Source organism: Mycolicibacterium aubagnense (genome assembly GCF_010730955.1).
In the GTDB taxonomy this organism is placed as follows: Bacteria; Actinomycetota; Actinomycetes; order Mycobacteriales; family Mycobacteriaceae; genus Mycobacterium; species Mycobacterium aubagnense.
Genome location: NZ_AP022577.1, coordinates 3,873,934 through 3,892,987, shown reverse-complemented (window position 1 = coordinate 3,892,987; position 19,054 = coordinate 3,873,934). Strand labels below are relative to the sequence as shown.

Below are 19,054 nucleotides of genomic sequence, written 5' to 3'. Positions count from 1 at the left end.
GCGGGTGTCAAGATGGCGGGGTGCCTCAGGTACGGCCGTACCGCGGAATCGACGCGGCAGAACGCCTGGCCCAACGACGGGCCCGGCTGATCGACGCCGGACTCGATCTGCTGGGCGCCGCGCCGCCGATGCCCGAACTCACTGTCCGCGCCATCTGCGGCGGAGCCGGGGTCGCGATGCGCTACTTCTACGAAAGCTTCTCCGACAAGGACGTTTTCGTCGAAGCCGTCTTCGAGCATGTCATCGCCGACCTGGCCACCACAACCCAGGCAGCGGTGGCCGCCGCGCCACCCGACGAGCAGAGTCGCGCGGGTATGGCCAACATCGTGCACGCCATCGCCGACGACGCCAGGGTGGGCCGCCTGCTCTTCAGCGCTCAGCTGTCCAACGAGGTGGTGGCCCGGAAGCGCAATGAGTCGACGGTCTTCTTCGCCATGTTGCTGGGCCAGCACGCGGGCGACGCCCTGCAATTGCCCGCCGGCGACCGCCGCCGGGCCAGTACCCATTTCGCGGTCGGTGGCGTCGGGCAGACCCTGAGCGCCTGGCTGGCGGGTGAAATCACCTTCACCCCAGACGAATTGATCGATCATCTGGCCCTGCTGCTGGATTCGCTCGCCAAGCGGGCCGTCCGGCGGTGACCGGGCCACAGCTGCGCCGGCCCCGGCCGCCGCTGAACCAGCACATCGACTTCTTCGGCTACTGGTCGCACGGCGGCCAGGTCTCCGACCGCAGCCGGGCCCTTCCCCGCGGCGCGGCCACCGTCGTGCTCGATGTCGGCGGGCGGGATCGGGTCGACTTCTTCTCGTCCGACGGCACCACCCGGGTGCCGGTGGAACCCGCATTTCTCACCGGACCGGGCACCCTGTCGTATGTCACCCGCATCGACCCGGGCGAGGCCGTGCTGACCATCCACTTCCGTCCTGGCGGCGCGCTGCCCTTCTTCGGAATTCCGTTGGCGGACCTGGAGAACGCCAGCGTCAACCTGGCCGATCTGTGGGGCGCCGGGGCCGTGCTGCTGCGGGAGCGACTGATCGCGACACCGAGCTGGCCGCGGCGCATCGAGATCGTGGAGGATTTTCTGCTCACCCGGCTGCGGCCGATTCCCCACAGCCTCATGCCGGTGCTCCACGCCGCCGAACGGCGACCGTCGCTTCGGGTTTCCGAGGCCGCCGAATTGACGGGGTTCTCCGCCAAGCGATTGATCGCGACGTTCCGCAACGAGATCGGGCTGACTCCGAAGGCCTATCTGCGCGTGCGGCGGCTCCAGGCCGCGCTGCGCCTGCTCGATGCGGGCGCCGGTGACGGGGCCGACGTCGCGGCCACCCTCGGGTACTTCGACCAACCCCACTTCGTGCGCGAGTTCCGCGGGTTCACCTCGATCACACCGACCCAATACGCACAGCGGCGCAGCGCCTTACCCAGCCATGTCGGGCTGACGGGGTAAGACCGGCGAGTCGAGCAGCGGCAAAAATATCCAAGCGTCGCGCGCGCCAGCCCGGCACCATGGAGGCATGCACGAAGGAGCCCAGGCCGTGGCCAACACCGGTCTTCTGGTCGCCGCCATCCGCGCCGACGAATCCCGCCGTCCCGACCGGCTTTTCACCGATCCGTTCGCCGAACGCCTGGCCGGTGAGAGCGGCCGGCGGCTGCTCGCCGAGGCCGTCGCTGAAGCCGGAGACCGGCCGACCCGCCAGATCGTGGTCCGCACCCGGTTCTGGGACGAGGCCCTGCTCCGCGCCACGCAATCCGTCCGCCAGGTCGTCATCCTCGCCGCGGGCATGGACGCCCGCGCGTTCCGCCTGCCGTGGCCCGCCGGCACCACGGTCTACGAGTTGGACCAGCCTGAGGTGATCGCCGCGAAAGCCGCCGCCCTGGACGGCGAGCAGCCGTTGTGCACGCGAGTGGCCCTCGGCGTCGATCTCACCGGAGACTGGGCGCATGTGCTGCGGTCCAACCGGTTTGACGAACAGCAGCCGACGGTGTGGTTGATCGAAGGACTGCTGCAATACCTCGACGAAGCCGCCGTACGCACGGTCTTCGAACGGGCGGACGCGCTGTCCGCAGCCGGTTCGGTGCTGCTGTACGACGTCGTCGGCAAGACGCTGCTGGACGCACAGTTGCTCGCCGCGGTACGCCAGTCGATGGCACGGAACGGCGCGCCGTGGTTGTTCGGGACCGACCAACCTGGAGAACTCGCGGAGTGCCACGGCTGGTCGGCCGTCGTCACCGACGTGGCCGTACCGGGCAATGAATGGGGCCGGTGGTTCGCCCCCGCGGTGCCCATGGAGGTGCCCGACGTGCCGCGCGGCTACTTCGTCGAGGCGACGAAATAGCCTGGGACAGTTGCCGCTACCTGTGGTTCGCGAGTGCTCCCAGCCAGGGATGGCCAGGATGCACCGTCGACAACCATCCTGACAGTCGAGATCGCCGTGACCGATCCATCGCGGGCAGTGCGTGCAGGAAGTCTGATTGGTCCTTGGGCCGCGGCGCTTTCGCCTTGAACAGGAGCACGACCTCAGGGATCACATATGGGATGCCGTCGTCGGTCCGCAGAATCAGCTCGGTGTAGGGCATGGTGATCGAGGCGTCACGGCGGCACACCCACTGGTCGCCTTGGTGCGGTTCACGGAAAACGTCCAGGCGATAGCGCCCGGTCGCCGGCTCGCGCAACCACGTCTGATGCATATTGTCCGCTTCTTCGGGAAACGGCCAGGCGTGGCCGTTTCCGACGACGTCCCACTCGAAGTCTGGGAACGCGTCGGCGATCTCCGCGAATCGTTCACGCGGAAACCCGATTTCGAGATCGTCGTGCGCACGTCCCAGCCCGCCGACGAACAGATCCAGCGCCCATCCGGCTGCGACATACCAGCATGCTGAGACATCCGACAGACGTTCGGCCACCTCGGCGGGCGTCCAGGCCTGCCAGAGCCGGTCGCATTCGGCGACCGACAGCGGACGTCCAGTCATGCCCCATCACCTCTCACCGAGCGTGCGCGAACTTGAGACGACACGCCGGGCAGACCACCGATAACGCCCACTCTCGACGAAGGGGCCGGCTTCGCATCGGTATCCGGATCAGACGGGCGCCACCGCGGGCCGCCGGTCAGCCGCCGTCCGCGGCTCCGTCACCGCATCGGCCTCGGTGAATTCCTTGGTCCAGCAAGCGAACTCCAACGTGATGCCGTCAGGATCCTGGAAGTAGAACGACCGCACATAGACCCCCGGGTGCACCGTCACCGACGCCTGCATGGGGCTCTCGTCGTGGTTGAGCACCGGGCCGACCCGGACGCCCTTTTCCTTCAGCCGCTTGCGGTATTCGTCAAACTTCTCGGCGGGTACGTGAAATGCCAAGTGGTTCAACGAACCAACGGCACTCATGAACTCGCCGATCCCGGGCAGCGCGGCCGGCTGCGAGATGCCGGGCTCGCCGTCCGGCGCCTGGGCGAACCAGAAGAACGCCACGCAGTCACCATTGCCCGCGTCGAAGAAGAAGTGCTGCCCCATGTCGCCCGGCAGATCGACCGATTTCACCAGCGGCATGCCCAGCACGCCCGAGTAGAAGTCGACGGTCCGTGCCATGTCCGCACACACCAGGGCGACATGGTTGATGCCGCCCAGCTCGAACTCAGTGTTCGGATTGTCGGGCTTGATCATCGTGCCACTCCTGACGACAGGGTCTGGTCAATCACCGAAACTGAATCTAACATCAGGTTCAGGTTTGATCAATGCCTCTCCGAAAGGACGTCAGGTGACCGTCGCGCCCCGCGAACAGCTCCCCACCGTGCGGGGCCGCCAGACGCAGGCGGCGATCGATAACGCCGCCCGCGCCGTCATTGCCCGCAAAGGCATTCTGGCGACTACCATTTCGGATATCGCAGCCGAGGCCGGCCGGTCCACGGCGTCGTTCTACAACTACTACGACTCGAAGGAAGCGATGGTCCATGAATGGGCACAACGCTTCCGCGACGAAGCCCGCGACCGCGCGTTGTCCGCGACCGGCCCGGAGCTGTCCAACTGGGAACGCTCCCACCAGGCCGCCGCCGCGCACTGGAAGACCTACCGGCACCGGTTGGCCGAGGTCATCGCCATCTCCCAGTTGGCCACGATCAACGACGATTTCGCGCAGTATTGGGCCGAAATCTGCGAACTGCCCATCTCGCTGATCATGTCCATGGTCAAACATGCTCAGCAACAAGGCTTCTGCCTGGACGACAATCCCCGGCTTGTCGCGGTGGCTCTGGTATCGATGCTGAACCAGTTCTGCTATACCCAATTGTCAGGCGACGGCGCCGAGACCGCCGACGACGATGCCTGCGTCACCACGTTGGCCAACATCTTCTACCGGACCATTTACCACGAGGGGAATCCGCGTACATGAACAGACCCGGAAGTTCGTCTGCTGCGGGAGTCACCCGGGAGTTCATCGGGATGGACTCGCCGACCGCGCTGCGCGCCGGGTCCGGCGGACACCCCTGCCAGGGCATCTACCACCGGGGCATGGGCCGTAAGCCCAAGGTGGCCATGATCGCCGCCCACTACCAGATCGACTTCTCCGAGCACTACCTCGCTGACTACATGGCCACCCGGGGCATCGGATTCCTCGGCTGGAACACCAGATTCCGCGGCTATGAGTCCAGCTTCCTGCTTGACCACGCGCTGGTGGACATCGGTGTCGGGGTGCGCTGGCTGCGCGAGGTGGCGGGCGCCGAAACCGTTATTCTGCTGGGCAATTCCGGTGGCGGATCCCTGATGGCCGCCTACCAGGCCCAGGCGCTCAGCCCGCACATCGCCCCATTGGAGGGCATGCGACCGGCCGCGGGCGTCCACGACCTGCCGCCCGCCGACGGCTACATCTCGAGCGCGGCCCATCCCGGCCGGCCGGACGTCCTCTCCAACTGGATGGACGGCTCGGTGACCGACGAAACCGATGCGCTGGCAACCGATCCCGAACTCGACCCGTTCGCCGAGCACAACGGCCCACCCTTCTCTCCCGAATTCGTCCAGCGGTACCGCGATGCCCAGGTCGCCCGCAACCACGCGATCACCGACTGGGTGGAAACCGAGTACGCGCGCGTTCGTGCCGCCGGCTTCCGGGACCGCCCGTTCGCCGTCATGCGCACCTGGGCCGACCTGCGCATGATCGACCCGACCCTCGAACCCACCAAACGCCCGGCCAATCAGTGCTATGCGGGTGTCCCGGTTCACGCCAACCGCTCGGCGAACGGCATCGCCGCCGCGTGCACGCTGCGGAGCTGGCTGACCATGTGGAGTCTGCGGCACGCCCAGACCCGGGCCGAGCCGCACCTGGCCCTCATCGGCAACCCGGCGCTGGTGATCAACGCCGAGCAGGATTCGGGTGTGTACCCCTCAGACGCGCAACGCATCTTCGACGCGCTGGCCACGGAGGACAAGACGCTGCATCCCATCGACTCCGATCACTACTTCACCACTCCGGGCGCCCGCAGCGAGCAGGCCGACGTCATCGCCAAATGGATCGCCAAGCGGTGGCGGTGAATCCGCCCCCGCGCGGGCCCGCGCCAAATTCGACACTGCGGGTGCTGGCCCACTTCACCCCGGGTCCACGAGTCACCGAATTCCTTGTCCCGCTGCATGATCTGATCGACGTACGGTTCTGCGCCGCGGACGACGACGCGGCGTTCTACCGGGAACTGCCAGACGCCGACGTGCTGTGGCATGTACTGCGGCCGCTCGGTGCCGACGACTTGACGCAGGGCCGACGACTCAAGCTGGTTCACAAGATGGGCGCGGGCGTCAACACCATCGACGTCGACGCGGCGACCCGGCTTGGCATCGCGGTGGCCAACATGCCCGGCGCCAACGCCCCCTCGGTCGCCGAAGGTGCGGTCATGCTGATGCTGGCCGCACTGCGGCGGCTGCCGGAACTCGACCGCGTCACTCGCAGCGGCAACGGCTGGCCGACCGACCCGACCCTCGGCGAGACCGTGCGGGACCTCGGCAGCTGCACCGTCGGCCTGATCGGTTACGGCAACATCGCCAAACGGGTGGAGACCATCGTCACCGCCATGGGCGCGACCGTCGTGCATACCAATACCCTTGGCGCACAAGGCCACCCCGGCTGGCGGACGCTGCCCGAGCTGCTTGGCGCCAGCGACGTCGTCTCGCTGCACCTGCCGCTGACCGAACACACCAACGGCCTGCTCGACGCCGAGGCGCTGGGACAGATGAAGCCCGGTGCGGTGCTTGTCAACACGTCGCGCGGCGCCGTCATCGACGAGCCCGCGCTGGTTTCGGCGTTACGCGACGGTCCCCTGCAGGCGGCCGGCCTCGACGTCTTCGCCACCGAGCCCGTCGATCCCGGCAATCCGCTGCTGGCGCTGAACAACGTCGTCGTCAGCCCGCATGTCACCTGGTACACGGCTGACACCATGCATCGCTACCTGGCCGAAGCTGTCGCGAACTGCGAGCGGCTCGCCGCTGGACAGCAGTTGGCCAACGTAGTCAACGAGGTGCACTTCTAGACACCCGTCAAGTGGGTTACTCTCGGAACCAACCGACCAGTTATTTGGTTAGGTGCGCCATACAACGCCCACAGCAGGTCACAGGAGGCAACGATGCCCATCGCGATCATGTCCGAGCACAACGATCTGGCCGATTCGGTCCGATCCCTGGTGGCGCGGGTCGCGCCGTCCGAGGTGCTGCACGAAGCGCTCGAGACCCCGATCAGTAACCCACCGCCCCACTGGGGCGCGGCGGCCGACCAGGGCCTGCCGGGCCTGCATCTGTCGGAAGCCGTTGGCGGACAAGGCTTCGGCATCCTGGAGCTCGCGATCACCCTGGCCGAGTTCGGATACGGTGCGGTCCCCGGGCCGTTCGTCCCGTCTGCCATCGCCAGCGCCCTGATCGCCGCGCACGACCCCAAGTCCGGCCTGCTGCCGGGCCTGGCCTCCGGTGAGACCATCGCCGCATACGCCCTGACCTCGGGTCTGACCGCCGAAACCCAGGGCGACGGACTCGTCGTCAGCGGTGAGATTCGTGCGGTGCCCGCCGCCGCCCAAGCCGCTCTTTTGGTCGTGCCCGTCGGCAGCCACTGGGTGGTGCTCGATACCGCGGCGCTGCAGATCAACCCGGTGCAGAGCGTCGACCCCCTACATCCGGTGGCGCACGTGCGCGCCGACGCCGTCGCAGTCGGTGCCGAGCGGGTGCTGTCCGGCCTGACCCAGGCCCATGCCCGCGCCCTCATCACCACGCTGCTGGCCGCCGAATGCGTCGGCGTCGCACGCTGGGCCACCGACACCGCCGCCGAATACGCCAAGATTCGTGAGCAGTTCGGCCGGCCCATCGGCCAGTTCCAGGCCATCAAACACAAGTGTGCCAACATGATTGCCGAAACCGAACGCGCCACCGGCGCGGTCTGGGACGCCGCCCGCGCCCTCGACGAGCACGCTGCCGGCGACGCCGATTCCGACTACGAGTTCGCCGCCGCCGTGGCCGCCACCCTGGCGCCCGTCGCCGCGCAACACTGCACGCAGGACTGCATCCAGGTGCACGGCGGTATCGGCTTCACCTGGGAGCACGACACCAACGTCTACTACCGGCACGCCATCGCGCTGGTGGCCGGTTTCGGCCGCGCTGCCGACCACCCGCGGCAGGTCGTGGACCTGGCGACGACGTCCGGCATGCGATCGATCGACATCGACCTGGACCCGGACACCGAGAAGCTGCGCGCCGAGATCCGCGCGGAAGTGGCTGCGCTCAAAGCGCTTCCGAGCGGCGCCGAGCGCAATACCGCGATCGCCGAAGGCGGTTGGGTGCAACCGCACCTGCCGACGCCCTGGGGCCGGGCCGCGCAGCCGATCGAGCAGATCATCATCGCCCAGGAGTTCAGCACCGGTAAGGTCCGGCGGCCGCAGATGGGCATCGCGGCCTGGATCATCCCGTCGATCGTGGCGTTCGGCACCGACAAGCAGCGGCAGGATTTCCTGCCGCCGACCTTCCGCGGCGACATGATCTGGTGCCAGCTGTTCTCCGAGCCGGGCGCCGGCAGCGACCTGGCCAGCCTGACCACCAAGGCCGTCAAGGTCGACGGCGGCTGGCGCATCACCGGACAGAAAATCTGGACCACGGGTGCCCAGTTCTCCGCGTGGGGCGCGCTCCTGGCCCGTACCCAGCCCAATGCCCCGAAACACCAGGGCATCACGTACTTCCTGCTCGACATGTTGAGCCCGGGCGTCGAGGTCAAGCCGCTGCGCGAGCTCACCGGCAATGCCATGTTCAACACCGTCTTCATCGACGACGTGTTCGTGCCCGACGACATGGTGCTCGGCGAGGTGAACCGCGGCTGGGAGGTCAGCCGCAACACCCTGACCAACGAGCGGGTGTCCATCGGCAGCAGCGAGGCGCCGTTCCTGGCCAGCCTCGATCAGTTCGTCGAATTCCTGCGTGACGGCGAGTTCGACGAGCTGCAGCGCCACGAGGCCGGCAAGCTGATCGCCGAAGGCCACGCGGCCAAGCTGCTCAACATGCGGTCGACGCTGCTGACGCTGGCCGGTGGCGATCCGATGCCTGCCGCCGCGATCTCGAAGTTGCTGTCGATGAAGACCGGTCAGGGTTACGCCGAGTTCGGTGTCGCGTCATTCGGCGCCGACGCTGTCGTCGGCGATCCGCAACAGCCCTCGGGCCGCTGGGACGAGTACCTGTTGGCCGGCCGCGCGACGACCATCTACGGCGGCACCTCCGAGGTGCAGCTGAACATCATCGCCGAGCGGCTGCTGGGCCTGCCCCGCGACCCGTAAACCGCCCGGGCGCAAAGGGTGAGAAACCCCCATTTCGGTGCAGAAATGGGGGCTTTCGTCACTGCTCAACGGCTTGCTTCGGTGCTACCGTCGACGTAGTCGGAAACATATTTGGTGGTGATGATCATGACCACGAGTGAGCTGACCGCACGGGCGTCGCGGCTCCTGCTTTCAGTGTTCATCGGTGCCATCGCGATCGCGTTCACGATCGTCCCGACGGCCCTGCGCAGCCCGGCCACATCTGTGCAAGCGGGCGGTGACCCGTGCGTCAACGGCGTCGTGCCATGGAATCCCTACGTCGTGAACTGCAACCTGCCGGCCCGGAACATTCCCAAAGTCCGCGGCGCAGCTCCCGATGCCGGCGCCATCATCGCGTGCCATGGCAGGCCGGTTTGTCTGTCCTGGTACGTGAACGGGAACTGAATCCCGGCACCGCGACGGATTTCCCTGCCGGCGGCGGTCTAGATCAAGACCGAACCAGCACCAGCAGGGAGTCCCCATGACCACCACAGCGGTAATCAACGGCGGCAACACCGCCATCGTCAGCGGCGCCGGCCGCGGCTTCGGCCGAGCCATCTCCGTCGCGCTCGTCAGCGCCGGTTGGCACGTCGTCGGCGTCGCGCGCACCGAGTCCGACCTTGAGTCTTTGCAGGCCGAGGTCGGGGATCGCTTCACTCCCTGCCCCGGCGATGCCACCGACGAGGAACTGGGTGCCCTGCTGATCGCTCACCACCGGCCCCAGCTGCTGGTGCTCAATGCCGGAGCCACCCCGCCCACCGCACCGCTATCTCGCCAGACCTGGGAAACCTTCAGCGAAAACTGGCACACCGACACCCGTCATGTGTTCGGCTGGACCAAGGCAGCGCTCAACGCGCCGCTGCAGTCAGGAAGCACGGTCATCGCAATGTCCAGTGGTGCGGCCCTCCGTGGGTCTCCGTTGAGCGGCGGTTTCGCCGGCGCCAACGCCACGGTCCGGTTCATCTCGGACTACGCGACCGAGGAAGCGGGGCAAGCGAACCTGGGCATCCGCTTCGTGACGCTGTACCCCATGCTCAGCCCCACCGGGGTCGGCGCGGTCGGCGTGACGGCCTACGCCGCTGCGCAGGGCATCGATCCCGAGACTTTCATCGCCCGGTTGCAACCGGTGCTGACCGCGGACATCGTCGCCAAGACGGTCGTCGAGTTGGCCGCCGATTCGTCCCCCGCTGCCGGCTACGTGCTCACCGGCGCTGGCGCGAGTCCGGTCTGATGACGACGACCGCCGAATTCACCGCGCTGACAGCACAATTCAGGCCCGAGTTGCTGGCTCACTGCTATCGGATTCTCGGCTCGATCCACGATGCGGAGGATCAGGTTCAGGAAACCTATCTACGGGCCTGGCGCGGATTCGGCGGCTTCGAAGGGCGCTCGTCGGTGCGGCGCTGGCTGTACACCATCGCCACGCGAACCTGCCTGAGCGCCATAGAGAACCGTGGCCGCCGGCCACTCCCGTCCGGAATCGGGCCGCCGGCCGAAGACCACCGAATTCCCGTGGGCGACCGGACCCCTGAAGTGAGGTGGCTGCAGCCCATTCCGGACTCCCTTGTCGACCAACAAGACCCGTCGGCCATCGTCGCCAGACGGGCCGGTCTGCGACTTGCCCTGATCGCCGCGCTACAACACTTGTCTGCCCGGCAGCGGGCCGCGCTGACGCTGCGAGACATCCTGGCTTTCCCGGCAACCGAGGTGGCCGAAATCCTCGACACCACAGTGGATGCGGTCGACGCGCTGCTCCGCCGGGCCCGTCGCACCCTCGATACCGCGGGCGTCGCAGCGGACGAGGTCACCGAACCGGAGGACGACCACACCCGGGACCTACTCCAGCATTACCTCGACGCGTTCACCCGGGCCGACCCCCACGCTCTGGTCGATCTGGTTCGCTCCGACGTCGAATTCGAAATGCCGCCCATCTCAACCTGGTTCAGCGGTTCAGCTGCCGTGATCGGCTTCTTGGGCAACCGCGTGCTGCGCCGCCCCGGGCAATGGCACGCGGTACCCACGCGCGCGAACGGACAGCCGGCTCTGGTTTTCTATGCGCGGCACGACGACGGCACCCTGCACGGCTACGGCGTGCAGGTGCTGACGCTGCGCGCGGGCCGCATCTCCCGCATCACCGCATTCAACGATCCTGCGCTGGTGCCGTCGTTCGGCCCGCCGGTCCTCAGCCTCGAACGGTGAGCCTAGATGTCCATGTCACGCAGCGCGCGCTTGAGGATCTTGCCCGTCGGGTTACGCGGCAACTCGTCGAGGAAGACGACCTCACGCGGAACCTTGTAGCGCGCCAAATGATCTCGGACGTAGGTCTTGATGTCGTCCTCACTGACCGTCGCACCCTCGGTCTTGACGACGAACGCCCGCAGCCGCGCGCCGAAGTCCTTGTCGTCGACGCCGATGGCAGTCGCCTCCACCACGTCGGGGTGCCCGTTGATCAAATCCTCGACCTCGGCGGGAAATACGTTCTCGCCGCCGGAGACGATCATCTCGTCGTCGCGGCCGCTGACGTACAGCAGTCCGCGCTCGTCGAAGTAGCCGACGTCGCCCGATGAGAGCATCCCGTCGATGATCTCCTTGCCACCACCACCGGTGTACCCCTCGAACGGGAAGGTGGTGCCGACGAAGATGCGGCCGACGCTGCCCTGTGGCAGCTCCTTGCCGTTGTCGTCGAAGATCTTCACGCGTACGCCCTTGACCACCGGGCCCACCGTCGCGGGATTGATCGACAGGTCCTGCGGCCGCGCGATGGTGGCAAACGAGATCTCGGTCGAGCCGTACAGGTTGTAGATCACCGGGCCCAGATCCTTGAGCGCCCGCGTTGCCAGCTCGGACCCCAGCTGCGAACCCGACACGAAGACGATGCGCAGACTCGACAGGTTCGGCTTCGGCGACGTCTTGTCCAGTTCATCGAGAATGCGCGACAGCATCACCGGCACCACCACCATGGCGGTCACCCGGTGCCGTTCGATGTCGGCGAGCACCGTGGCCGGCTTGAACCGGCGGCGCAGCACGAGCGTGCTGCCGAGCAGCATGGCGATGGTCGAATGCAGGTACCCCAGCGCGTGGAACATGGGCGCGGGCAGGCTGGTGACCTCGCCGGACTTGAACGGTACCGACGACAGCACGCCACCCACCGGAGCCAGCGACGGCGGGGCACTTCGGTTGGCGCCCTTGGGAGTTCCCGTGGTGCCGCTGGTCAAGATGATGATCGAGGCCGCCTTGGCGACCTTCGGCGGCGCGAGGCTACTGGTCCGGGCAATGACCTCGGCCAAGGATTCGTCGGTGCTGCCCGACGGTTCCGGTTTGTCGGGGTTGTGCCCCAGGGCCCGCAGCTTGCCCAGCGGCGGCTCGGCGAGGGCGACGGCGTCGGCGTATTCGTCGTCGTAGATGATCAGCTGGGCGCCCTCACGCTCGGACACCTCTTTGATCTGCGGCCCCGAGAACTCGGTGTTGAGCAGGATGATTCGCGCACCGACGCGGGCCGCGCCGTACACCGAAATCAGGAACCACCGGTGGTTGCGGGCCAGGATGGCCACGCCTTCGCCGGCCTGAACACCCTTGGCACGCAACGCGTTGGCGGTCGCGTTCACGGCGTCGTCGAACTCCTGGAAGGTGATATCGCCGTCGTCGTCGATGACGGCGACGCGGTGCGGGGTACGGCGCGCATTGAGCGCCGGGACCATGCCGATCTCACCCCAGCGCACGATGTCGGCGAGCATCGCCGCCATGTGCTGCGGCGACTCGAGTTTGAGTGCGCCCGCTTCGAACATCTTCCTGGCGTAGTGCAGTTCGGCGGCGCCGCGGTCGGCCAATTGGGTGACCGACTTACCGCCCAATTTCTCGAAAGACTCCTGGACCTTGCTTGCTATCTGCGACGGGAGGTCGGTCAGCTTCGCCATGAGCCAACAATATGTGACCCGCGCGTAACGCGGCTGCAACTCCCGCTCCAATTATCGAGCCAATTACGCTATACCCATGGGTGACTCGCGGTCCCTCGACGTGGGCGGGCGCGAGGTTGTCGTGAGCAACCCCGACAAGGTGATCTTCCCTGAACCCGGCGTGACCAAGCTCGACCTGGTCAACTACTACCTGTCGGTCGCCGACGGCGCGCTGCGCGGCGTGGCACGGCGGCCCATGATCCTCAAGCGGTTCGTGAAAGGCATTGCGCAGGAAGCGGTCTTTCAGAAGCGGGCACCGGAGAAGCGGCCGGACTGGATCGACGTCGCGGAGCTGAAGTACGCCTCCGGCACCTCCGCCAAAGAAGCCGTCATCGACGAGGCCGCCGGGCTGGTGTGGGCGGTGAGCCTGGGCTGCATCGACTTCAACCCGCATCCGGTCCGGGCCGACGACTTGGAGCACCCGGACGAACTGCGTGTCGACCTGGACCCCATGCCGGGCGTCGAGTGGCCGCAGATTCTCGACGTCGCCATCGTGGTGCGCGACGTGCTCACCGACTACGGGCTCACGGCATGGCCCAAGACGTCGGGCTCGCGGGGTTTCCACATCTACGCCCGGATCGAGCGGAACTGGCCGTACAAGCAGGTGCGGTTGGCCGCCCAGACCGTGGCCCGCGAGGTGGAGCGACGGGCGCCCGAGCTGGCGACCAGCCGGTGGTGGAAAGAGGAACGCCAGGGCGTGTTCGTCGACTTCAACCAGAACGCCAAGGACCGCACGGTCGCGTCGGCGTACTCGGTGCGGTCCCGGCCCGACGCCCGGGTGTCGACTCCCCTTTTCTGGGATGAGGTCCCCAGCTGCCGTCCCGAGGAATTCACCGTCGCGACGGTGCCCGCCAGGTACGCGCAATTCGGCGACCCGTGGGGCGGGATGGACGACGCCGCCGGCGGCCTGGAGGGATTGCTGGCGCTGGCCGAAGAACTCGGTCCGATGCCCAAGGCGGAGAAACCCGGGGCCGGCGCCTCGGCCGACGGGCGGCGGGCGTCACAGATGCCGCTCATCGAGGTTGCCCGCACCAAGACGCGCGATGAGGCGATGGCGGCGCTCGACGAATGGCGGTCGAAGTACCCGGAAGCGGCATCTGCCCTGGAAGCCATCGATGTTCTGGTCGACGGCATGCGTGGACCCAGCTCCATCTGGTACCGCATCAGGATCAATCTCCAGCACGTCCCGGAGGATTTGCGGCCACCGCAGGAGCCGCTGATCGCGGATTACTCGCCGTGGGTGGGTTATCAGGGCAACCAGTGGCGCCGTCCGTGAGCGTTACCCCGCTGAGACCATGTTTGCCAGCTGCAGCTATCACAGTTCTTAGCGATGATTTAGGACTTACTCCCCGGTACCTTAACTTGGCCACATAGCTTCGATCTTGAGCCGAAGAAACGACACAGCTGTCGGGCGTTCGGCAACATCGAAGGGAGGCATCACATGGCTATGGTCAACAGCGACTCGGCATCGACAGCCGCTTTCCGCTATGGCAATCCGGCCGTCGCCTGCGGCGACGCCGAGGTGCGCGCCCAGTGCCGCCAACTGGCGACGGTACTCACCGTCACCGGAGTCATCGACGAAACCGATGTGGACCTGGTTGCAGCGCAGGCACGGCGCTGCGTCCTCCCGGAAAAGCCGTTCATCCTGGACCTGAGCGGGGTCACCTCGTTCGCGGTGTCCTGCGTCGAACTGCTCGACAAGGTCAACGACAGCTGCATCGCTGCAGGTAATGAGTGGTCCCTTATCGCATCCCAGCCGGTTTCGACCGCCCTGCTGGTCTGCGGCGCAGAGTCCGCCTTCCCGACCGCAACCTCCGTCTCCGAAGCGCTGCACCACTTTTCGGACAGCATGTACGAGCGTCGTCGGTTGCTGCCGTTCCTCACCAAGAAGTCCGCGTAAGACAGGAACTGAATATGTTGATCGATCTCCGCTGGCTGAGCGCCCTGCTTCACCACCGTCGCAAGACGCACCTCGCTACGCCCGCTTTCTGACACCTTTCGACCTCCAACACGGTGCCGACACCAATCTGGTGTCGGCACCGTGCTTTTGTCTGACGGTCTCGCCGCCGCTCAGCCGAAGTCGATGCGCACGATCACGCTGTCGTCCCAGACATTGCGGTTGCGCGCCCGACGCCACTTCTCCCGCAGCGGCAGACCGGCGTGCACCTGCGTCACGCCCGGAATCCTGATCAGCGGCACCACATTCCACTGCCAGCCGTAGCGCCGGTGCAGTACCCGGTTCGCATCAGCTGCGGCCGCATCGTCGAGCACCGTCGCCGTGCCCGTGAATACGCTGGCCCCGCTCAATTTTCGGCCGCGGTAATCACACGCGGTCAGTTCGACTCGTGGATGCGCCCGGAGTCGAGCGGTTTTCGGCCCGCGTTTGGTGCGGAACACGATTGAGTTCGGCTGGGCCGCGAACCAGATGGGGGTATCGACCGGCTCGCCGTCCCGCCGGTAGCTCCGGAGCAGGGCGTAGCGGGTCCTGCCCAATTCACTGATTCCTGCTCGCTGTGTGTTGGTAGCCATGCGCACAGTCAACGACTTAGAGTTGGCTCCAAGTCAAGACGACCCGGGAGAGTCATGGCCACGTTCACCATCGGCGAAGTATCCGTGCGCACCGAGGTCGCCGCGACGACGCTGCGCTACTACGAACAGATCGGCCTCATCCCGGCACCGGCACGGGTCGGCGGCCAGCGCCGCTACGACGATGCCGTCATCGACCGGCTCCACGTCATCCGGCTGTGCAAGACCGCCGGGTTCTCCCTGGATGAGATTCAGTTGCTGTTCGCCGACGAGGCTCCCGGCCGCCCCGCAAGTCGCGCGCTGGCCGAGACCAAACTCGCCGAGATCGACGCCAAGATCGCCGAACTGCACCTGGCCCGCGCGATCGTCGAGTGGGGCGTCAAGTGCACCTGTCCGTCGATCGACGCCTGCAACTGCGGCATTCACCCCGTCAAGCCGTGGGACACACCCGGCCCGCCTGATCTCAGCTAACCGCGCACCGGGGCCAGATCATCGAAACCCTGCGCATCGGCTGACAGTTCGCTGTGAGTCCATGAGTCGAGACCCGCTGAGCCCTACGCTTCCGTAGTGACGACGCCGCCCAAACCACCACCCGTACCCGAGTCGGTGGGCTACACCTTCAAGCGACTCTTCCTGGGAAAGCCGCTCGTCAACGAGCAACTCCACGAGGAAAAGCTGTCCAACCCGGTAGCACTCGGTGTGCTCTCGCCGGACGCCATCTCGTCGAGCGCGTACGGCACCGAGGAAATCCTGATCGGCCTGCTGCCGTACGCCGGTCTGGCCGCGTTCACGCTGCTGCTACCGGTCACCGGCGTCATCCTGCTCATCCTGATCCTGGTCGCCGCCTCGTACCGGCAGGTCGTGATGGCGTACACCCGCGCCGGCGGCTCATACGTGGTGGCACGCGAGAACTTCGGACCACGCATCGCCCAGATCGCCGCCGCCGCACTGCTGATCGACTACGTGGTCACCGTCGCAGTCCAGGCCGCGGCCGGCACCGTCGCGGTGGCCTCCGCAATCCCCGTACTGGGGCCGTTCAGCCTGGAGATCACCGTCGGCATCGTGCTGTTGATCGCCTACGCCAACCTGCGCGGCCTCCGCGAAGCCGGTCGACCGTTCGCCGTACCGACCTACTTCTTCGTCGTCATGCTCAGCCTCATGATCGTGGTCGGCGTCGTCCGCGAACTCGTCGGCGATCTACCCGTTTACGACGTTTCCCACATGTCCGGCCTGGTGCCGATCGAACACGCCGACGGCCTCGTCATGGGCGCCAGCATCCTCGTGATCTTGCGGGCCTTCGCCAACGGTGGATCATCACTCACCGGCGTCGAGGCCATCTCCAACACCGTCAGCGTGTTCAGAAAGCCGCAGGGTCCCAACGCCCGGCTGGTCCTGACTGTCATGGCCAGCATCCTCGGTTTCCTGGTCGCCGGGGTGTCGTACCTGGCCTACGAAACCCACGCTGCGCCATACGAAGCCGGCTATCCGTCCGTGCTGTCCGAGATCGCCCGCGCGGTGTTCGGCAGCGGGTGGATCGGGCACGTGCTGTACAACCTGGTACAGATTTCCACCGCGCTCATCCTCTACACGGGCGCGAACACCAGCTTCAACGGCTTCCCGACACTCGCGAGTTTCGTTGCGGAAGACCGCTTCCTGCCCCGGCAGCTGACCAAGCGGGGGCACCGACTGGTGTTCTCGAACGGCATCATCGTGCTGACGGTTCTCTCGGTCGCCTTGCTGGTGTTCACCGGCGGATCGGTCAACGCCCTCGTGCCCTTCTACGCCATCGGCGTGTTCACCGGGTTCGCGATGGCCGGCTACGGCATGTCGAAACACCAACTCACACACCGGGAGCCGGGGTGGCGCGGCCGGGTTGCGGTCAACCTCTCGGCCGCCGTTCTCTCGACCGTCGTCGTCGGCATCTTCGCCGTGGCCAAGTTCACCGAGGGCGCCTGGCTCGTTGTCATCGTGTTCCCGCTCCTGGTCGGTCTGCTGATGCGGCTCAACCGCGAATACCGCGCCGAGGCAGCAATTCTCGAGCATTTCCGGACCAACCGGCCGGACACGGTACGGTTCGCGCGGCACCGGGTCCTGGTCATGGTCAACGGCGTCGACCTCGCCGTCCTGGAGGCGCTGCGGTACGGCCGCGGGTTGCGCGCCGACACCCTCACAGCCGTGCATTTCATGGTCGACCCGCAGGTCGCCAAACAGCTCCAGAAGAAATGGGAGTACTACGAGATGGATACCCCGCTGCGGGTCGTGGACTGCCCGGACCGCCGATTCGACCGTGCCGCACAGGAACTCGTCACCACCACGCTGGCCGAATACTCGAACACCAACGTCACCGTGTTGCTGCCCCGCCGCAGTTACGCACCGCTGCTGGGACGGCTGCTTCATGACCGCACCGCCGACAAGATCTCCCGGGCCGTCAGCCGGATACCCGACGCCGCAGCGACCATCGTCCCGTACGACGTCCAGTCACGGATTCGGGGTGCTTTCCCCGACATGTTCGAAGAGCGCATCACGCGCAGCGCCGAGCGGATGCGCAGCCGCATCACCAAGGGCGACGAAGAGCGGATCGAGGAGTACGAGCATCCGTCACCAACGCAGGCAACGGTTCCCGTCGACGGCCTCATCGCCGGTCACCGCTCCGTCGTCGAAGGCCGGGTCTGCGAGGTCGACGAGGTCAACGACAACGGGACGCCCAGTCTCGCGGTCCTGGTCGGCGACGACAGCGGAACGCTGAAAGTGGTGTTCGGCGCGGGGCACGGCCGCGACATCACGCCGGGCCAGTTGATCCGCGTCGCCGGCAAGCCGAAACAGAGCGGAAATCGGCCCATCTATATGGCCGACCCCCGTTACGAGATCCTCGAAGGACCCCGCGGCGAATAAGCCGGAGCGGGCGGGTTCAGTGCCCGCTCGAGCGGGAGCCACCGACCTCCGCGGGCAACGGCGGCGGTAGCGGTGTCGTCGGCGCGGGCGTGGCGGCACCGGTCACGGGCGTGGGTGGCGTGCCGGCCGGTGCGGCAGCCGGCGCAGGTGTGGCAGCCGCTGTTCCGGTCAACGGGCCGCCGCCGCGAAAGAAGGTCATGGGCTCGGATCTGACGGGCTGCGAGCCCGCACTGATATCGAGCGATTTGGCGTTCACGACGTAGGTGATGCCGTCGCTCGTTGCGCTGTAGCCACCTTGGCCGTCGGCCGTGGCGGCGACGATCAGCTTCGCGCCGTCACTGATACGGACCCCGCGGTACTGCAGCTGACCGCCGGCGCTCTTGCAGATGGCGACCCGCGAGGAGGCGGTACTGCCGAACGCCACTGCCGTGTCGCCGGTCGGACACCGCGCTGTCGAGTCGACGAAGCCCTGGCTGTCGGTGGCGGGATCGGCCGACGCCGCCGGAAGCCCCGTCAGCGCCAGCGCCGCACCCGCCAGGGTGGCAGCCGCCAGCCCCGCAGCACGGATGGTGAAGACGGGCATCGTCACTACCAGATCACACCACGACCGGTTCGGCGAGCGCACACACCGCATTTTTGGCAAATTGTAGGTACTTCAACACCCGACCTCAGTGAGCGCCGGCAGCCGGGCAAGTGCCCTCGGCCGCCGACTGGATGGTGAATTCTTGGAAAACTTCAGCTTGATTTATTTACCTCACCAAGCAAATTATGCACATATGAGCAGGTCAGACTGCCGGACCGGAATTTTGCCCAGCTAGAGGGGAGTACCGGTATCGGCTACCTTCAGACCGCCAAAGTCCGATCTGTACCACGAACACCGGGGACCATCAT

Annotated in this window: 19 protein-coding genes; 14 read left to right on the top strand and 5 right to left on the bottom strand. The window is 66.7% G+C overall.

Annotated elements, in window-relative coordinates:
* Positions 1-20 precede the first annotated feature (20 nt).
* From G6N59_RS18585 to G6N59_RS18575, 3 genes are all read left to right on the top strand, one after another.
* Positions 21-638 (top strand): TetR/AcrR family transcriptional regulator, encoded by a 618-nt coding sequence (locus tag G6N59_RS18585; RefSeq protein ID WP_138228282.1) that lies wholly within the window; start codon positions 21-23, stop codon positions 636-638.
* Positions 635-1,444: a helix-turn-helix domain-containing protein gene (locus G6N59_RS18580; protein WP_138228281.1), complete on the top strand. Its 810-nt coding sequence runs from the start codon at positions 635-637 to the stop codon at positions 1,442-1,444. The genes G6N59_RS18585 and G6N59_RS18580 overlap by 4 nt, the downstream gene beginning before the upstream one ends.
* A 67-nt stretch (positions 1,445-1,511) precedes the next feature.
* Positions 1,512-2,333: an SAM-dependent methyltransferase gene (locus G6N59_RS18575; protein WP_138228280.1), complete on the top strand. Its 822-nt coding sequence runs from the start codon at positions 1,512-1,514 to the stop codon at positions 2,331-2,333.
* Positions 2,334-2,349: 16 nt separating this feature from the next.
* Here the strand turns inward: G6N59_RS18575 and G6N59_RS18570 are convergent, their stop codons facing one another.
* Complete coding sequence (locus G6N59_RS18570; protein ID WP_138228279.1) at positions 2,350-2,967, bottom strand: nucleotidyltransferase domain-containing protein; 618 nt, start codon at positions 2,965-2,967, stop codon at positions 2,350-2,352.
* Positions 2,968-3,075: 108 nt separating this feature from the next.
* Positions 3,076-3,654, bottom strand: coding sequence for a VOC family protein (locus G6N59_RS18565; protein WP_138228278.1), 579 nt, complete (start codon positions 3,652-3,654; stop codon positions 3,076-3,078).
* A 94-nt stretch (positions 3,655-3,748) separates the two neighbouring features.
* On the opposite strand from G6N59_RS18565, the gene G6N59_RS18560 reads away from it, so the two are divergent.
* From G6N59_RS18560 to G6N59_RS18530, 7 genes are all read left to right on the top strand, one after another.
* A complete protein-coding gene (locus tag G6N59_RS18560) occupies positions 3,749-4,378 on the top strand; it encodes a TetR/AcrR family transcriptional regulator (RefSeq protein ID WP_138228277.1) in 630 nt (209 codons plus the stop codon).
* On the top strand, positions 4,375-5,514 hold the full coding sequence (locus G6N59_RS18555; protein ID WP_138228276.1) for an alpha/beta hydrolase: 1,140 nt from the start codon (positions 4,375-4,377) through the stop codon (positions 5,512-5,514). The genes G6N59_RS18560 and G6N59_RS18555 overlap by 4 nt, the downstream gene beginning before the upstream one ends.
* Positions 5,490-6,500 (top strand): 2-hydroxyacid dehydrogenase, encoded by a 1,011-nt coding sequence (locus tag G6N59_RS18550; RefSeq protein ID WP_179970217.1) that lies wholly within the window; start codon positions 5,490-5,492, stop codon positions 6,498-6,500. Before G6N59_RS18555 ends, G6N59_RS18550 begins: the two co-directional genes overlap by 25 nt.
* Positions 6,501-6,593: 93 nt before the next feature.
* Complete coding sequence (locus tag G6N59_RS18545; protein ID WP_138228275.1) at positions 6,594-8,774, top strand: acyl-CoA dehydrogenase family protein; 2,181 nt, start codon at positions 6,594-6,596, stop codon at positions 8,772-8,774.
* Between the two features lie 126 nt (positions 8,775-8,900).
* Positions 8,901-9,197 (top strand): hypothetical protein, encoded by a 297-nt coding sequence (locus G6N59_RS18540; RefSeq protein ID WP_306789593.1) that lies wholly within the window; start codon positions 8,901-8,903, stop codon positions 9,195-9,197.
* Between the two features lie 76 nt (positions 9,198-9,273).
* Positions 9,274-10,023: an SDR family oxidoreductase gene (locus G6N59_RS18535; RefSeq protein WP_138228274.1), complete on the top strand. Its 750-nt coding sequence runs from the start codon at positions 9,274-9,276 to the stop codon at positions 10,021-10,023.
* Complete coding sequence (locus tag G6N59_RS18530) at positions 10,023-10,991, top strand: sigma-70 family RNA polymerase sigma factor (protein WP_138228273.1); 969 nt, start codon at positions 10,023-10,025, stop codon at positions 10,989-10,991. The genes G6N59_RS18535 and G6N59_RS18530 overlap by 1 nt, the downstream gene beginning before the upstream one ends.
* 2 nt (positions 10,992-10,993) lie before the next feature.
* Here the strand turns inward: G6N59_RS18530 and fadD2 are convergent, their stop codons facing one another.
* Positions 10,994-12,706: a long-chain-fatty-acid--CoA ligase FadD2 gene (fadD2, locus tag G6N59_RS18525; protein WP_138228272.1), complete on the bottom strand. Its 1,713-nt coding sequence runs from the start codon at positions 12,704-12,706 to the stop codon at positions 10,994-10,996.
* 76 nt (positions 12,707-12,782) lie between these two features.
* Between fadD2 and ligD the strand changes: the two genes are divergently transcribed.
* Together ligD and G6N59_RS18515 are read left to right on the top strand one after the other, a co-directional pair.
* Complete coding sequence (ligD, locus tag G6N59_RS18520; protein WP_138228271.1) at positions 12,783-14,021, top strand: non-homologous end-joining DNA ligase; 1,239 nt, start codon at positions 12,783-12,785, stop codon at positions 14,019-14,021.
* 165 nt (positions 14,022-14,186) lie between these two features.
* Positions 14,187-14,645: an STAS domain-containing protein gene (locus G6N59_RS18515; protein WP_138228270.1), complete on the top strand. Its 459-nt coding sequence runs from the start codon at positions 14,187-14,189 to the stop codon at positions 14,643-14,645.
* 170 nt (positions 14,646-14,815) lie between these two features.
* Here G6N59_RS18515 and G6N59_RS18510 read toward each other — a convergent pair whose 3' ends face one another.
* Positions 14,816-15,274 (bottom strand): PPOX class F420-dependent oxidoreductase, encoded by a 459-nt coding sequence (locus G6N59_RS18510; RefSeq protein ID WP_138228269.1) that lies wholly within the window; start codon positions 15,272-15,274, stop codon positions 14,816-14,818.
* Between the two features lie 54 nt (positions 15,275-15,328).
* Here G6N59_RS18510 and G6N59_RS18505 point away from each other — a divergent pair, with 54 nt between their 5' ends.
* Both G6N59_RS18505 and G6N59_RS18500 read left to right on the top strand, forming a co-directional pair.
* Complete coding sequence (locus G6N59_RS18505) at positions 15,329-15,742, top strand: MerR family transcriptional regulator (RefSeq protein ID WP_138228268.1); 414 nt, start codon at positions 15,329-15,331, stop codon at positions 15,740-15,742.
* A gap of 96 nt (positions 15,743-15,838) precedes the next feature.
* Entirely contained in the window at positions 15,839-18,163 is a 2,325-nt protein-coding gene (locus tag G6N59_RS18500) for an amino acid permease (protein ID WP_138228267.1), read from the top strand.
* 16 nt (positions 18,164-18,179) lie between these two features.
* Here G6N59_RS18500 and G6N59_RS18495 read toward each other — a convergent pair whose 3' ends face one another.
* Positions 18,180-18,746 (bottom strand): hypothetical protein, encoded by a 567-nt coding sequence (locus tag G6N59_RS18495; protein ID WP_163912074.1) that lies wholly within the window; start codon positions 18,744-18,746, stop codon positions 18,180-18,182.
* Between the last annotated feature and the right edge of the window lie 308 nt (positions 18,747-19,054).

Excerpts from the sequence above, each read along its gene's own strand:
- G6N59_RS18575 (WP_138228280.1), top strand. The coding sequence starts at position 1,512 with ATGCACGAAGGAGCCCAGGCCGTGGCCAACACCGGTCTTCTGGTCGCC.
- G6N59_RS18570 (WP_138228279.1), bottom strand. The coding sequence starts at position 2,967 with ATGACTGGACGTCCGCTGTCGGTCGCCGAATGCGACCGGCTCTGGCAG.
- G6N59_RS18565 (WP_138228278.1), bottom strand. The coding sequence starts at position 3,654 with ATGATCAAGCCCGACAATCCGAACACTGAGTTCGAGCTGGGCGGCATC.
- G6N59_RS18555 (WP_138228276.1), top strand. The coding sequence starts at position 4,375 with ATGAACAGACCCGGAAGTTCGTCTGCTGCGGGAGTCACCCGGGAGTTC.
- G6N59_RS18550 (WP_179970217.1), top strand. The coding sequence starts at position 5,490 with ATGGATCGCCAAGCGGTGGCGGTGAATCCGCCCCCGCGCGGGCCCGCG.
- G6N59_RS18545 (WP_138228275.1), top strand. The coding sequence starts at position 6,594 with ATGCCCATCGCGATCATGTCCGAGCACAACGATCTGGCCGATTCGGTC.
- G6N59_RS18540 (WP_306789593.1), top strand. The coding sequence starts at position 8,901 with ATGACCACGAGTGAGCTGACCGCACGGGCGTCGCGGCTCCTGCTTTCA.
- G6N59_RS18535 (WP_138228274.1), top strand. The coding sequence starts at position 9,274 with ATGACCACCACAGCGGTAATCAACGGCGGCAACACCGCCATCGTCAGC.
- G6N59_RS18530 (WP_138228273.1), top strand. The coding sequence starts at position 10,023 with ATGACGACGACCGCCGAATTCACCGCGCTGACAGCACAATTCAGGCCC.
- fadD2 (WP_138228272.1), bottom strand. The coding sequence starts at position 12,706 with ATGGCGAAGCTGACCGACCTCCCGTCGCAGATAGCAAGCAAGGTCCAG.
- ligD (WP_138228271.1), top strand. The coding sequence starts at position 12,783 with ATGGGTGACTCGCGGTCCCTCGACGTGGGCGGGCGCGAGGTTGTCGTG.
- G6N59_RS18515 (WP_138228270.1), top strand. The coding sequence starts at position 14,187 with ATGGCTATGGTCAACAGCGACTCGGCATCGACAGCCGCTTTCCGCTAT.
- G6N59_RS18510 (WP_138228269.1), bottom strand. The coding sequence starts at position 15,274 with ATGGCTACCAACACACAGCGAGCAGGAATCAGTGAATTGGGCAGGACC.
- G6N59_RS18505 (WP_138228268.1), top strand. The coding sequence starts at position 15,329 with ATGGCCACGTTCACCATCGGCGAAGTATCCGTGCGCACCGAGGTCGCC.
- G6N59_RS18495 (WP_163912074.1), bottom strand. The coding sequence starts at position 18,746 with ATGCCCGTCTTCACCATCCGTGCTGCGGGGCTGGCGGCTGCCACCCTG.